This window comes from Paracoccus sp. (in: a-proteobacteria), from assembly GCF_046289755.1.
GTDB lineage: Bacteria > Pseudomonadota > Alphaproteobacteria > Rhodobacterales > Rhodobacteraceae > Paracoccus.
In genome coordinates this window covers 1-14403 of sequence record NZ_JBKBVD010000048.1, presented here as the reverse complement: position 1 = coordinate 14403, position 14403 = coordinate 1, and the positions used below count along the sequence as shown (strand labels likewise).

The 14403-nt window shown below is 65.4% G+C and carries 15 protein-coding genes; 6 read left to right on the top strand and 9 right to left on the bottom strand.

The genetic code is table 11. From position 1 onward, the window contains the following. Positions 1-12 precede the first annotated feature (12 nt). The 7 genes from uxuA to ACK41U_RS15480 all read right to left on the bottom strand — a co-directional run bounded on the left by uxuA (position 13) and on the right by ACK41U_RS15480 (position 6901). Positions 13-1239: a mannonate dehydratase gene (gene uxuA, locus ACK41U_RS15510; protein WP_409681878.1), complete on the bottom strand. Its 1227-nt coding sequence runs from the start codon at positions 1237-1239 to the stop codon at positions 13-15. 30 nt (positions 1240-1269) lie between these two features. Next, positions 1270-2346, bottom strand: a complete 1077-nt coding sequence (locus ACK41U_RS15505; protein WP_409681875.1) for an L-idonate 5-dehydrogenase — start codon at positions 2344-2346, stop codon at positions 1270-1272. 8 nt (positions 2347-2354) lie between these two features. Next, entirely contained in the window at positions 2355-3632 is a 1278-nt protein-coding gene (locus ACK41U_RS15500; RefSeq protein WP_409681872.1) for a TRAP transporter large permease, read from the bottom strand. Next, positions 3632-4132, bottom strand: coding sequence for a TRAP transporter small permease (locus ACK41U_RS15495; protein ID WP_409681869.1), 501 nt, complete (start codon positions 4130-4132; stop codon positions 3632-3634). Before ACK41U_RS15495 ends, ACK41U_RS15500 begins: the two co-directional genes overlap by 1 nt. 52 nt (positions 4133-4184) lie before the next feature. Next, positions 4185-5150 (bottom strand): TRAP transporter substrate-binding protein, encoded by a 966-nt coding sequence (locus ACK41U_RS15490; RefSeq protein WP_409681867.1) that lies wholly within the window; start codon positions 5148-5150, stop codon positions 4185-4187. Between the two features lie 26 nt (positions 5151-5176). Continuing rightward, positions 5177-5866, bottom strand: coding sequence for a GntR family transcriptional regulator (locus ACK41U_RS15485; RefSeq protein ID WP_409681865.1), 690 nt, complete (start codon positions 5864-5866; stop codon positions 5177-5179). Between the two features lie 81 nt (positions 5867-5947). Beyond that, positions 5948-6901 (bottom strand): helix-turn-helix domain-containing protein, encoded by a 954-nt coding sequence (locus ACK41U_RS15480; RefSeq protein WP_409681863.1) that lies wholly within the window; start codon positions 6899-6901, stop codon positions 5948-5950. A gap of 188 nt (positions 6902-7089) precedes the next feature. Here ACK41U_RS15480 and ACK41U_RS15475 point away from each other — a divergent pair, with 188 nt between their 5' ends. The 6 genes from ACK41U_RS15475 to ACK41U_RS15450 all read left to right on the top strand — a co-directional run bounded on the left by ACK41U_RS15475 (position 7090) and on the right by ACK41U_RS15450 (position 13867). After that, complete coding sequence (locus ACK41U_RS15475) at positions 7090-7965, top strand: carbohydrate ABC transporter permease (RefSeq protein WP_409681861.1); 876 nt, start codon at positions 7090-7092, stop codon at positions 7963-7965. 12 nt (positions 7966-7977) lie between these two features. Next, complete coding sequence (locus ACK41U_RS15470) at positions 7978-8865, top strand: carbohydrate ABC transporter permease (RefSeq protein WP_409681922.1); 888 nt, start codon at positions 7978-7980, stop codon at positions 8863-8865. 4 nt (positions 8866-8869) lie between these two features. After that, positions 8870-9970, top strand: coding sequence for an ABC transporter ATP-binding protein (locus ACK41U_RS15465; RefSeq protein ID WP_409681859.1), 1101 nt, complete (start codon positions 8870-8872; stop codon positions 9968-9970). A 12-nt stretch (positions 9971-9982) separates the two neighbouring features. Beyond that, positions 9983-11236 carry an ABC transporter substrate-binding protein gene (locus ACK41U_RS15460; protein WP_409681857.1) on the top strand — a complete coding sequence of 418 codons (1254 nt, stop codon included), beginning with the start codon at positions 9983-9985 and terminating at the stop codon, positions 11234-11236. Positions 11237-11300: 64 nt separating this feature from the next. Beyond that, the gene (locus ACK41U_RS15455; RefSeq protein ID WP_409681855.1) at positions 11301-12770 is read left to right on the top strand and encodes a glycoside hydrolase family 28 protein; all 1470 of its coding nucleotides are present in this window, start codon (positions 11301-11303) and stop codon (positions 12768-12770) included. Beyond that, positions 12764-13867, top strand: coding sequence for a glycoside hydrolase family 105 protein (locus tag ACK41U_RS15450; RefSeq protein WP_409681853.1), 1104 nt, complete (start codon positions 12764-12766; stop codon positions 13865-13867). Before ACK41U_RS15455 ends, ACK41U_RS15450 begins: the two co-directional genes overlap by 7 nt. Positions 13868-13949: 82 nt before the next feature. On the opposite strand, the gene ACK41U_RS15445 is transcribed toward ACK41U_RS15450, so the two are convergent. Both ACK41U_RS15445 and ACK41U_RS15440 read right to left on the bottom strand, forming a co-directional pair. Then, positions 13950-14273 carry a hypothetical protein gene (locus tag ACK41U_RS15445; RefSeq protein WP_409681851.1) on the bottom strand — a complete coding sequence of 108 codons (324 nt, stop codon included), beginning with the start codon at positions 14271-14273 and terminating at the stop codon, positions 13950-13952. 10 nt (positions 14274-14283) lie between these two features. Then, positions 14284-14403, bottom strand: a 120-nt coding sequence (locus ACK41U_RS15440) for an NAD(P)(+) transhydrogenase (Re/Si-specific) subunit beta (RefSeq protein WP_409678973.1), incomplete at its 5' end; no start/stop codon positions are given.

The window sequence follows — 14403 nt, the reverse complement described above, 5'->3', positions numbered from 1 at the left end:
CGGCCCTGTCCATCAGCGGGCGGTCGTGCGGTTGACGACCAGATCATGGGACAGCGCGGTGGCGATACCGCGCAGTTCGGCCAGACCTTTCAGCCGCCCGATGGCCGGATAGCCGGGCTGGGCCTTGCGGGTCTGGTCGTCCAGAATGTCCTGACCGTGATCGGGGCGGAAGGGGATCTGCCAGTCGGCGCGCCCCTCGGCGCGGCGGCGGGCTTCCTCGGCAAGGATCGCGGCGATCATCGCCACCATGTCGGTATTGCCCTCAAGATGCGCGGCCTCGTGGAATGAACCGCCCAGATGCGCCTCTTCCAGCGCGACATTGCGCAGGTGCAGGAAGTGGACCCTGTCGCCCATCCGGGTCATCATGCCGGGCAGATCGTTGTCGGCGCGCGCGCCAAGCGATCCGGTGCACAGCGTGATGCCATTGGCGCGCAGATCGACACCGTCCATGACCGCCCTGTAATCGGCCTCGGTCGACATGATGCGGGGCAGGCCCAGCAGCGGGAACGGCGGATCGTCGGGGTGGCAGCACAGCCGCATGCCCAGTTCCTCGGCCAGCGGCGTGACCTCGGCCAGAAAGTCAATCAGATGGCCGCGCAGGCGGTCGGGCGTGATGTGGTCATAGCGCGCCAGATGGGTTTTCACATCCTCCAGCGTCATGCGCTCGGCCGCACCGGGCAGGCCAAAGACGACATTGCCGGTCAGTTCCTCGCGCCGCGCCTCCGACATGGAGGCCAGCCGTGCACGCGCCTGTTCGGTCACCTCGGCGGAATAGTCGCCCTCGGCGCCCTTGCGGTTCAGGATGAACAGATCGAAGGCCGCAAAGTCGATGGCGTCATAGCGCATGCAGGTCGCGCCATTGGGCAGCCGATAGGACAGATCGGTCCGCGTCCAGTCGAGGATCGGCATGAAATTGTAGCAGATCACCTCGATCCCCGCCGCCGCCAGATGCCGCATCGAGGTCTTCCAGTTCTCGATATGCAGCTTCCAGTCGCCGGTCTGACGCTTGATGTCCTCGGACACGGGCAGGCTTTCGACCACCTCCCATGCCAGACCCGAAGGGGCGCCATCGTTCATCCGTGCCAGCAGAGCCTGACGCTGCGCGATTTCTTCCGGCGCCCAGACCTCGCCGGTGGGGATGTGATGCAGGGCGGTCACCACGCCCTCGACGCCCGCCTGCAGCATGTCGTCGATGGAAACCAGATCTTTCGGGCCGAACCAGCGCCATGTCTGTCTCATGTTCAGATCTTTCTGTCAGAAGATCGCCGGTCAGTTGCCAGCGAAGGAGAGTTGAACCTTGACCGATGTCGCCCGGTCCGAGGCGGCGTGGAACGCGGCATCGGCATCCGTCATCGGGAAGGTGGCGGTAATGATCGGCCGCGGGTCGATCTCGCCCGATCCGATCAGGCGGACGGCATCCGCGAATTCGGTGTCGAAGCGGTGAGAGCCTGCAAACAGGATCTCTTTGCCGACCATCAGGTTCAGCGGCATCGCGGTCGGGCCTGCCACACCGACCTGCACCAGCGCGCCAAGCGGGCGCAGGCAGGCCACCGCATCGCGGATGGCCGAGGCTGCGGCCGAGCATTCAAAGACCAGATCGACGCGGCCCTTGCCCTCTTGCCAGGGCGCAAGGCCCTGCGGATCGGTGACGGGGTTGACGCAATGATCGGCGCCCATGCGGCCCGCCACGGCCAGCGTCGCAGCCTGAATGTCGGTGACGATGATCGTTTTCGCGCCGCGCTGGCGGGCGACCGCCACGCACAGCGCGCCGATGGGACCGGCGCCGGTCACCAGCACCGTCTTGCCGGTCAGCGGACCGGCGATGGTCTCGGCCCGGTTTGCGGCATGCAGGCAGACGGCCAGCGGCTCGGCGCAGGCGGCAGCGCCCGGCGTGATCGTGTCGGGAAGCGGATGGCACTGGCGCGCGCCGATGATCATCTGGTCGCGGAACATGCCCTGCTCATGCGGCAGATACATGGCCGAGCCCTTGAAGCGCATGGCCGTGCAGTGATGCGGCAGCCCGCTGGTGCAGAATTCGCAAGCCCCGCAGGGATGCGAGGGGTTCATGGCGACCAGCTGGCCGGGGCGCAGGTTTTCGACGCCCGCGCCCACGGCCTCGATCCGGCCCGCGGCCTCGTGGCCCAGAATGATCGGTTCGCGCACGCGGATGGTGCCGATGCCGCCCTCTTGCCAGTAATGCAGATCGGACCCGCAGATGCCACCGGCCAGCACGGCCACGCGGACCTCGCCTGCGCCGGGGGCTGCGTTGTCGGTCGTGCCGATGGTCAGGTCGTTCTGTCCGTTCAGACGGACGACGCGGTTCGGAAGGGGGGTGGTGTCGGTCATAATCAGCCTCAGGGCATCAGCCAGTTGGGCAGCCAGGTGGACAGCGGCGGAAAGTAGCTGACCATCAGCAGCATGAAGATGTTCGTCAGGATATAGGGGGTGATCGCGCGGATCACCGGCGACAGCGGCAGGCGCGCGATATTGGCGGCCACGAACAGGCAGACCCCGACCGGAGGTGTGGTCAGCCCGATCATCAGGTTCATCACCGCAAAGACCGCAAAATGCAGCGGGTCGATGCCCACGGCGATGGCCAGCGTCTGCAGCGGCACGAACAGGATGATCAGCGCCGCGATCGTTTCCATGAACATGCCCACGAACAGCAGCAGCAGGTTGATCAGCAGGATCACCACGAACTTGTTGTCGGTAAAGGACAGCACGCCATCGGCCAGCATCTGCGGGATACGTTCGGACACCAGAATCCAGCCAAAGACATTGGCCGTGCCCACCAGCACCAGAATCCCGGCCGAGCTGATGGCGCTGTTGGTGATGATCCGCGGGATCGCGCGCCATGGCAGTTCGCGGTAGATGAACAGGCCCACCAGCAGCGCATAGAGACAGGCGACGATGGCAGTTTCGGTCGGCGTGGTCACACCGGTCAACAGGCCGCCGACGATCAGCACGGTCATCGCGATGGCCCAGATGGCACCGGTGAACGAGCTGAACAGCTCTCGCAGGCCCTTCCACGGCTCGCGCGGATAGCTGTGTTTGCGCGCCAGAACGAAGGTGGTGATCATCATCATCACCCCCATCAGAATGCCGGGAAGGGCGCCGCCCAGAAACAGCTTGCCCACCGACAGGCCCGACAGCGAGCCCACGATGATCATCGGCACGCTTGGCGGGATCATCGGCCCGACGGTCGAGGACGCCGCTGTGACCGCCGCAGAAAACGCCGCCGGATAGCCCGCCTTCTTCATGCCGGGGATCATCATCCCCCCGACCGAGGCGACATCGGCCACTGCGGTCCCGGAAATGCCGCCGAACAGCATCGAGGCCGCGACATTGGCCTGCGCCAGCCCGCCGCGCATCCAGCCGACCAGCGCATTGGCAAAGCGGATGATCCGCTCGGTGATGCCGCCCGAATTCATCAGGTTGCCGGCAAGGATAAAGCCCGGAATGCACAGCAGCACAAAGCTGTCCATGCCCGCATACATCTTCTGCGGGATCACAACGAACGGGATCTCGGCGAACAGCAGATAGGCCATCGAGGCCAGACCAAGCGTCACCGCCACCGGCAGGCCAATGGCCAGCCCCAGCACGAAAACGCCAAGAAGCAGGGTCAGACCCATCAGAGTTCCTCCGAAACCGGGATAAAGCGTCCGTCATGGCGGCCGGTCAGCATCTCGTAGACGCGCATCAGCGCCCACAGGCCAAGGGTGCTGAACAACAGCAGCATCGTGGCGTGCAGGAAATCCATCCGCCAGCCCAGAGCAGGCGCCGTCTGACGGACGCCGATGCTGGTATATTGCCACGCGGCCCCCAGCAGGGCGGCGCAAAACGCCACCGTCAGCACCGCGCTGAGCAGCCGCAGCAGCCATGGCAGGCGCCCCGGCAGGCTTTCGCACAACAGATCAACGTTCACCATGTCGCCGCTGCGCAGGGCCAGACCCGCACCCAGCGCGCCGATATAGATCAGGCAGAACCGGGCCAGCTCCTCGGTCCAGACCGGCGCCGTGGGCAGGAAAGTCCGGGCAAAGACCTGCACCAGAACCGATGCTGCAAGCAGCAGGAATGCCGCCAGGATCAGAAGGCGGCAAAGCCCCTCCAGCCCTTTGAATGCCTGTGTCATCGCATGTCTCCGACGGGGGGCGGGGCGCGTGTGGCACCCCGCCGCCGTGCCATTAGTTGTTGAAGATGTCTTCGGCCAGCGGGCGGATATCCTCGGCCACGCCTGCGATCACCGCATCGCGCGCAGCATCCGCGAAAGCCTGCTGATCCACCTCGACAAAGGTCACGCCTGCGGCTTCCAGCCGGGCGACCAGCTCTTGCTCATCGGCCAGAAACAGCTCGCGTTCAAAGGCTTGTGCGCTGTCGGCTGCGGCCTGAACGGCGGCCTGATCGGCCTCGGACAGCTTGTCCCAAGCGCTTTCCGAGATGGTCAGATAGATCCACGAGCGGACATGCTCGGTCAGGTTGACGGTCTTTTGCACCTCGTAGAAACCGCCCGACTGGAACAGGGCCAGCGGGTTTTCCTGCCCGTCGATGGTGCCGTTCTGCAGCGAGGTGAAGACCTCGGAGAACGCCATCGGCGTCGGGTTGGCGCCAAGCGCCTGCCATGCGGACACGAACAGCGGCACGTTGGGCACGCGCAGCCGGAAGCCGTTCAGATCGGCGGGCGTGGTGATTTCGCGGTTGGCCGACAGGTTGCGCGGACCACGGGCGAAATAGGTCAGCGGGCGGATACCGGCATTGGCGATGATCTCGGCTTCGATCTGATCGCCGACCTCACCCGAGGCGACCTCGTCCATATGCTCCAGCGAGCGATAGGCATAGGGCAGCGCCAGCAGCGCGGCCTTGGGCGCCCAGTTCTGCAGGCTTTCGCCGGTGATGGTCATGTCGGCGGTGCCCAGTTGCATGCCGTTGATGACGTCGATCTCGCGGCCAAGCGACTCGTTGGGAAAAATCTGCACCTCGACCCGGCCCTCGGTGCCTTCGGCGACGGCTTCGGCGAAATGCAGCGCGGCCTGATGCCAGATGTTCTCCTCATTCGCCAGATGGCCCAGCTTGAGCGTGACATCGGCGGCCATCGCTGTCGTGGCCATCAGGGTTGCGGCAAGGCCGGTTGCAAAAATGCGTGTCAGTGTCATGGTGTCCTCCTCCGGGGAACTTGGGGTTAGATGAAATAGTCGGGCCGTTCCTGCGTGATGACAGGCAGGTCGGCCAGAATGCCCTGCAGATGCGCGCGGATGGCGGCTTCGGCGCGGGGAATGTCGCCTGCCTCGATGCCCGCGACCAGCGCGCGGTGCTGGTCGATCAGGCGATCCAGCGGGAAATGCTGGCTGGACAGAAAGCGCACGCGGTCCATCTGCGCCTTCATCTCGACCACGACACGCCAGGCGTTGCCCTTGCCCGCGCCCTCGGCGAGGGTGCGGTGAAAGGTCTCGTCGGCCTGCATGAAATCACGCGCCGAACCGCCGGTCAGGTCCATCTGGCGGGTCAGCTGGCCTTTCAGATCGGCGATCAGGGCGGGGTCGGGCGCAGCGGCCAGCAGCTTGACGATGTCGGCCTCGATCGCCTCGCGCACGAAGCGGGCGTCCATCACCGCATCCAGCGAGATCCGGGCCACGAACGTCCCGCGCTGCGCACGCACATCCAGCAGGCCCTGGGCTGCCAGCGCAATGAACGCCTCGCGCACGGGCTGGCGGCTGACACCATAGTGCTGGGCCGTCTCGGCCTCGGACAGGCGGGTTTCGGGCGGCAGGGCGTTGTCGATGATCGCCTCGCGCAGGTTGCGGTGCACCTGATCGGCGGTGCTGCTGCGCTCTTGCCCGGGCTTTGGCAGGGCTAATCCGGATATGTGCATTGTTAGCCCCCCTCTTGCGCTGACCATACACCATACTACCATACCGCACAAGGGGCGAGATAAGGCGGGATCGGGTTTCGGTCAGCCTTCGCGCGGCATCTGGCGCAGCGGATAGATGATCTGCCCGTCCTCTTGCCCGCGCGGCCATTGCCCGTCGCGGCGCAGGCGGACCTGTTCCTGCCAGCCGCGCGGGCTGGTGCCGATATGCCGCTTGAACAGCCGCGAGAAATAGTAGCTGTCCGCAAAACCCAGACGGTGGGCGGTCTCGGCCACGGAACAGCCGGCCTCAAGGAACTGCATGCCGACCTCCATCCGCTTGAATTCATGATATTTCGCCGGGGTGCTGCCCAACCTGCGGCGGAATTCGCGGCGGAAATAGTCGGGGTTATAGGGCGCGGCCTCGACCACCCTTTCGGCAATGCCCGGCTGCAGCGGCTCGGCGGCGATCTGGGTGGCGGCCATGGTGATGGCCATTGACAACCCCACGGTCTCATCCAGACCGGCATCGCCGGGCGAAGTCCAGCCGAGAAAGGCGTCCTCGATGAACTCGTTCAGGATCACCATGAACGCGTGGTGCATGACCAGCGTGGTCGATCCCGATGGCGCCGTGGCGCGGTAATGGCGCACCAGCGGCCCGATCATCGGCCAGCGCGACAGCCGCACCACGCGGCGATAGCGCATCCGTTCCAGCAGATCGTGATGGCCGAACAGGTCCAGCCGGAAATGCTGGGCCAGCCCGGTATAGGTGCGGCTGGCATCGGGGTTGCGGCCCTGAAAGCGCGTGCCCGCCGGGATCAGCATCGCCATGCCGGGCGACAGGCGCACGCGTTCGCAATCCAGAATGTAATCGCCCACGCCTTCGAGGCAGATCACCAGATCATGGACCGTGTTCACCTTGTCGATGGACCAGCTGTGCGAGTGCTGCATGCGGATGGCCGAGCGGGTCAGCGTCAGGTCCAGCGCCCGCGGCGGAATGCCCGCCATGACCCCGGCCATGATCCCCGGCGCGATCGTCGCTTGTTCGGTTTCGTCCATCTTTTTCTGCATAAACGTCAATTCATCTGCGTCACGGAACTGAGATACTAGCAGAACAGACCGTGCCTGTCGCGGTAACTGCAATCGAATCGAGGGAGGAGCGATTTGATGACGCGATCCGAATCTGGCTGCCGCGCCCACCCCATCGCCCGCCCCGTCACTGCAATGTCCATGTGCGGAGGGCTGTGATGGAAAGCCGTTTTCTGGGGCTGGGATACCTTGCCCCCTATCTGATCGGGCTGCTGGTCTTTACGATGATCCCGTTCGTGGGGTCGCTGTATCTCAGCTTTACCGACTATAACCTGATCCAGTCGCCGGTCTGGTCCGGTCTGGACAACTTCCGCGAACTGATGAACGACCGGACGTTCCGCCGCTCGTTGCGGGTGACGCTGATCTATGTGTTCCTGACGGTGCCGCTGAAGCTGGCCTTCGCGCTGTTCATCGCGGTGATCCTGAATTATCGCCTGCGCGCCATCGGGTTCTTTCGCACGGCCTATTACGTGCCCTCGATCCTGGGCGGGTCGATCGCGATCGCGGTGCTGTGGCGCTATATCTTTGCCGATGCGGGGCTGGTGAACCTGGTGCTGACCGGCATCGGGCTGGAGCCGGTCAACTGGTTCGGCGATCCGGTCAACGCGCTGTTCACCATCAGCCTGCTGCGCACCTGGCAGTTCGGATCCGCGATGGTGATCTTTCTGGCGGCGCTGCAGGCGGTCGACAAATCGCTGTACGAGGCGGCGGCCATCGACGGGGCCAACAAGTGGCACAGCTTTGTCCACATCACCCTGCCGCTGATCACGCCGGTCATTTTCTTCAACCTGATCATGCAGATGGTCCAGGCCTTCCAGGAATTCAACGGCCCCTATGTCATCACCGGCGGCGGCCCGCTGAAATCCACCTATCTGCTGCCGCTGTATATCTATGACGAGGCGTTCAAGAACTTCAACATGGGCTACGCCTCGGCGATCGCCTGGGTGCTGTTCCTGATCATCATGGTGCTGACCGTGGTTGCGTTCTGGACCTCGAAGAAATGGGTCTACTACGCCGGCGACAAGAGGAACTGAGAGATGACCGATATGGCCACCCCAACCGCCGCCGCCGTTCCCGCCCTGTCATCCGAGGAACTTCGCGCCGCCCGCCTGTCCGCCTTTGTCCGCTATACGCTGCTGACGGTCGTGGGCCTCATCATGCTCTATCCGCTGATCTGGCTGATCGGGGCATCGTTCAAGACCAATTCCGAGATCTTCGGCTCGATCGGGTTCATCCCGCGTGAGCCCACGATCGAGGGCTATATCAAGGGCTGGGAGACCTCGACCCCCTACACCTTCGGGCGGTTCTTCTGGAACACCTTCCTGATCATCCTGCCCAAGACCATCTTTACCGCGATTTCCTGCGCGCTGGTGGCCTACGGCTTTGCCCGGTTCGAGTTTCCGGGCAAGAAGATCCTGTTTGCCAGCCTGATCGCCACGCTGCTGCTGCCCAACGTGGTCACCCGCATCCCGCAATACATCCTGTTCCGGGATCTGGGCTGGCTGGACACCTATCTGCCGCTGTGGGTGCCCTCGGCCTTTGCGGGCGACGCGTTCTTCGTCTTCATGCTGGTCCAGTTCCTGCGCGCCATCCCGCGCGACATGGAAGAGGCCGCCCGCGTGGATGGCGCCAACAGCATGCAGACGCTGATCTATATCGTCGTGCCCATGCTGCTGCCCGCGCTGATCTCGGTCATGCTGTTCCAGTTCATGTGGACCATGAACGATTTCCTCGGCCCGCTGATCTATCTGTCCTCGGTCGAGAAATTCCCCGTCAGCCTGGCGCTGAAACTGTCGATCGACACGACCGAGGCGTTTGACTGGAACCGCATTCTGGCAATGTCGGTCCTGGCGCTGCTGCCCGCGCTGATCGTGTTCTTCATAGCTCAGAAATACTTCATCGAAGGCATCTCTGCCGGTGGGGTGAAAGGATAATCCGATGGCCCGTCTTCAAATCCGAAATCTGGAAAAAGTTTACGGCAATGCGTTCAAGGCCGTGCATGGCATCAACCTCGATGTCGAGGATGGCGAGTTCATGGTGCTGGTCGGCCCCTCGGGTTGCGCGAAATCCACCACGCTGCGGATGATCGCGGGGCTGGAAAGCATCTCGGGCGGCGATGTGGTGATCGGCGACAAGGTCGTGAACCGCCTGCAGCCCGGCCAGCGCGGCATTGCGATGGTGTTCCAGAACTACGCGCTTTACCCGCATATGAAGGTGCGCAAGAACCTGTCATTCGGCCTGCGCCTGCAACGCGCCTCGAAATCCGAGATCGAGCGGCGCACCAACGAGGTCGCCCGCATTCTGGAAATCGAGCCGCTGCTGGACCGTCTGCCCAAGCAGCTGTCGGGCGGTCAGGCACAGCGCGTCGCTTTGGGCCGCGCGCTGATCAAGCAGCCCGAAGTGTTCCTGTTCGACGAGCCGCTGTCGAACCTTGACGCGAAGCTGCGCGCCTCGATGCGGGTGCGGATCACCGATCTGCACCGCCGCCTGAAGGAAGAGGGCATGTCCTCGACCGTGGTCTACGTCACCCACGACCAGACCGAGGCGATGACCATGGGCGACCGCATCTGCGTGATGAAGGACGGCCGCATCATGCAGGTGGCCGATCCCAAGACGCTGTACGACCGCCCCGCCAATGCCTTTGTCGCGGGCTTTATCGGCAGCCCCGAAATGAACCTGATCGAGGGGCGGCTGGACGGCGCGAATTTCCGGGTGGGCGACCAGTCGCTGGCCCTGCCGGATGAGCTGATGGCCCGTCTGCGCGGCTGGACCGGCACCGCCACGCTTGGCATCCGCCCCCAGCATCTGCGCCTGAACACGGGCACGGGCCTGCGGGGTCGCGTCACCGGGGCCGAATTCATGGGCCACGAGGTCGTCCTGCATCTGGATGTGGCGGGCGCGCGGCTGGTCGCCGTGCTGCCCTCTGCCGACTACGCCGCGCTGGATCGCGGTGCCGAAGTGACGCTGACGCCGGAACCCGGCACGGCGCATGTCTTTGACGGCGACGGCGAGAATATCTCGCTGCCCGTCACTCATTAGGGAGGGGAACCCATGAAACTGCTGACAACGACAATCCTTGCCACGGGTCTTGCCGGGGGCCTGCTGTCGGGCGCCGCGCAGGCCGACAATCTGCGCATGTCCTGGTGGGGCGGCGATGCCCGTCACACCCAGACGCAAGAGGCGCTGGCCGTCTGCGGCGAAAAGCACGGCCACCAGATCGCCGCCGAATTCACCGGCTGGTCGGGCCACCAGGAGCGGATCACCACGCAGATCGCAGGCCGCACCGAGGCCGACATCATGCAGATCAACTGGCCCTGGCTGCCGCTGTTCTCGCGCGATGGCACCGGCTTTGCCGATCTGCGCGAATTCTCGGACATTATCGACTTTTCGCAATGGACCGATGAACAGCTTGCGGGCGGCGAGATGAACGGCGTGCTGAACGGTCTGCCCGTCGGCGAAACCGGCCGGGTCTATTTCTTCAACAAGACCGTGTTCGACGCCGCAAACCTGCCCCTGCCGACCAACTGGGACGAACTGCGCGCCGCAGCAGGCCAGCTGGGCGAGGGCGTCATGCCCTTCGAGGCGCAGGGCCTGAACGCGATCTTTCTGGTCTCGACCTCGGTGACGCAGGCCACCGGCAAGGATCTGATCGACGCCGAGACCACCACCGTCGCCTGGACCCCCGAGGAACTGGCCGAGGGCATCCGCTTTTACCTGTCGCTGGTCGAGGATGGCGTGATCCGCAGCTGGCAGCAGGTCGCGGGCGAGGGCAATATCGAGCTGTTCGAGATGCGCCCCTGGGCCGAAGGCCGGATTGCGGGGACGTTCGAATGGGATTCGGCCTATGCCAAATATGCCGATCCTCTTGGCGGGCAGGAACTGGTACCGGTGCCGATGCTGCAGGTCGAAGGCGCGGTGAACGACGGCACCTATCGCAAGCCCTCGATGCTGTTTGCCATCTCGGCCCGCTCGCAGAACCCGCAGGCGGCAGCCGAGATCATCAACTGCCTGATGAACGACCCCGAGGCGATCGACATCCTCAAGGACTCGCGCGGTGTCCCGGCCAGCAAGGTTGCCACTGCACGTCTGGCCGAACAGGGCATGATCGACCCGAACGTGGCCGCCGCCTATGAGATGGTGCAGCAGGGCAACGGCCCGGTGCCCTCGCCCCTGAACGAGCATCCCAAGGTGCGCGAGATCTTTGCCGATTACCTTGAATCGGTGGCCTATGGCCAACTTGAAGCCGAGGAAGCCGCCGCCGAGATCATCGACGAGATGAACCGCGCGATCCGCAGCTTCCGCTGACATCACAGCCCTGTCCCGGCGGCGCCTTGCCGCGCCGCCGGGCAACCCCGGAAAGGAGCGTTCCATGGAGATGGACATCGTGGCCGTGACGCCGCGCTCGGTCGCGCTGCGACTGGCGGTGCCGGGCGGTCTGTATCACCTGCCGCAGCCGCTGGCCTGGCACCTGACCGGACCCGGCCTTGACCGCCGCGGCATCACCGACCGCGTGATCACGCCGCTGCACGACCTGCCCCCCGCCACCACCCTGCGGATCGAGGTGCAGGGCTTTGCCGCCCTGACCCTGACCACGCCGCCCTGCGCGGGCGCCGTGGTGCTGGACGATCCGGCGCAGGCGCAGGCCCTGCTGGACGGCCTGCCCGATGGCGGCACGCTGATCGTGCCCGCCGGGCGCTGGCAGGTGGCGCCGCTGCTGATCGCCTCGCATCGCAACCTCTATCTGGCGCAGGGCGCTGAACTGGCCGCCCCCACCGACCGCGACGGCTGGCCGGTCCTGACCGCCGCCGAGGGCGGCAGCTGGGAGGGTCTGCCCGACGCCTGTCACCGCGCCATTCTGACCGCCATCAACGCCGAACATGTCACCATCGCAGGCCCCGGCCGTGTTGACGGCGGCGGCGCGCGGGGGGACTGGTGGTCCTGGCCCAAGTACACCCGCAATGGCGCCCGCCGCGCGCGCCTGCTGCATCTGATCGGCTGCGACAGCGTGACCGTGCTGGGCCCGACCTTTGCCAACTCGCCCAGCTGGACGCTGCATCCTTACCATTGCCGCAATCTCAGCTTTGTCGCGCTGGCAGTGGAGAACCCGGCCGACAGCCCCAATACCGACGGGCTGAACCCCGAAAGCTGCGACGGCGTGCTGATCGAGGGGGTGCATTTCTCGACCGGCGACGATTGCATCGCCATCAAGGCGGGCAAGCGCACCGATGACGGCAATGGCGATCACCTCGCCCCCACCCGCGACATCCGCATCCGCCATTGCCGGATGGAGCGTGGCCATGGTGGCGTTGTCATCGGCTCGGAAATGTCGGGCGGCGTGTCGGATATTCATGTCAGCCATTGCGAGATGCAGGACACCGACCGGGGCCTGCGCATCAAGACCCGGCGCGGGCGTGGCGGCACCGTGGCCCGGATCGCAATGACCGATTGCCGTCTCGACGGGGTGGATACGGTGCTGGCGGTCAATGCGCATTACTTCTGTGACCATGACGGTCACGCGCCTGCCGTGCAGTCGCGCGATCCGCAGCCGGTCGGGCCGCTGACGCCCCAGATCCGCGACATCACGCTGGCGCGCATTCAGGCGGACCGGGTGCGTCTGGCCTTTGCCGCCTGCCTCGGCCTGCCCGAGGCGCCGGTGACCGGGCTGATGATCCGCGATGTCACCGTCAGCTATGCCCCCGCCACCCCTGCCGCGCCCCTGATGGCCGATGGTCTGCTGGAGGTCAGCGGCGCCGGCCTTCTGTCCGAACATTGCCATATCGACGCCCCCGACGAGTTGCCCCAAGGACCCCTGACTGCCAAGGATTTCGTGCCATGCTAGAGTATTTCGACGCCTTTGCGACCCGCTATCAGCCCTATAAGGGCGGGGCATGGTGCTATGAGGATGGCTGTATCTATCGCGGCCTCGAGCTGCTGTTTCAGGCCACCGGCGAGGAACGCTGGCGCGACCACCTGCTGCGTCTGGCAACCGCGCAGGTTGCCGCCGATGGCACGCTTTCAGGCTACGCGCCGACCGAATACAATATCGACAATATTCTGGCCGGGCGGGTGCTGTTCGCACTTGACCGCTGGACCGGCGATCCGCGCTGGCTGCGCGCCGCCCGCCATCTGGGCGGGCAGCTGGCCGACCACCCGCGCACGGCGGGCGGCAGCTACTGGCACAAGAAGATCTACCCCCATCAGGTCTGGCTGGACGGTCTGTACATGGGGCTGCCGTTCCAGATCCAGCTGGGCCAGACGCTTGGCGAGGCGCGGCTGGTGCAGGACGCGCTGTCGCAACTGCGCGACGCGCTGGAGATGACCGTGCGGCCCGACGGCCTTTATGCCCATGGCTGCGATACCTCGCGCGCGCAAAGCTGGGCGGACCCGGTGACCGGCCAGTCGCCCGCCGCCTGGGCACGCGCGATCGGCTGGCAGGCGATGGCGCTGGCCGACAGCGCCGAGCTGGTCGGCGCGGGCGCCTTTGCCACAGCCGGGCTGGACGGCGCCACGCGGGCGCTGCTGGCCCGGATCGTGGCGTTGCAGCGCGAGGATGGCGGCTGGCTGCAGGTCATCGACCAGCCCGACCTGCCGGGGAATTTCACCGAAAGCTCGGCCTCGGCGATGTTTGCCTATGCGCTGAATGCCGCCGCCGGGACCGGCCTTGCGCCCGCAGGCGCTGTGGCTGCGGCCAGCCGTGCGATGCGCTTTCTTGAGGGGCGGCTGCGGCATGACGGGCAGGGCGCGGGCTTTGGCGGCATCTGTCTGGTCGCGGGCCTCGGCGGCTTTTCGGGTGTCTATCGTGACGGCACCCCGGCCTATTACCTGACCGAGCCTGTCGTGGCCGACGACGCCAAGGGCACCGGCCCGCTGATGATGGCTCAGGCGCGGGCGATGATGGCGCAGGCGGGCGCGGCGGCCTCGGCCACAGCCGTCTGAGCCTCGCCATCTGAGGCGCAAACCCGGCATGCGAAAGGCGTCAGGTCCATGACCTGACGCCTTTTTTCGTGGCACAGTGCCGTTAACCGTTCGCGGCCTGCATCACGTGATGATGCACCCGGCCCCGGAACAGCCGGTCCAGCACGACCGAGCTGTGATCACGGGTCGCAAAACGGTGCGGGCTGTCAAGCGAGGCGTCCAGTACCGCCTGATCGGGATAATCGACCGCCAGCACCATCAGGATCTGCGGCGCGCCGTCGTCGCGCACCGCAGCATGGGTCAGGCGCACACCGGTACTGCCGGGCATGGCCTGCCACAGCGGCAGCAACTCCTGCGCGATCTGGGGGCGGAACGCGGCCTCATCGACCAGCGCCTCGCCCTCGAAAAAGACATATCGGGTCAGCATCTGTCCCCCCTCACTCGATCATCGGCAACAGCTTATTGATGCTGTCTTTCGCATCGCCATAGAACATGCGGGTGTTGTCCTTGAAGAACAGCGGGTTCTCGATGCCGGAATAGCCGGTGCCCTGACCGCG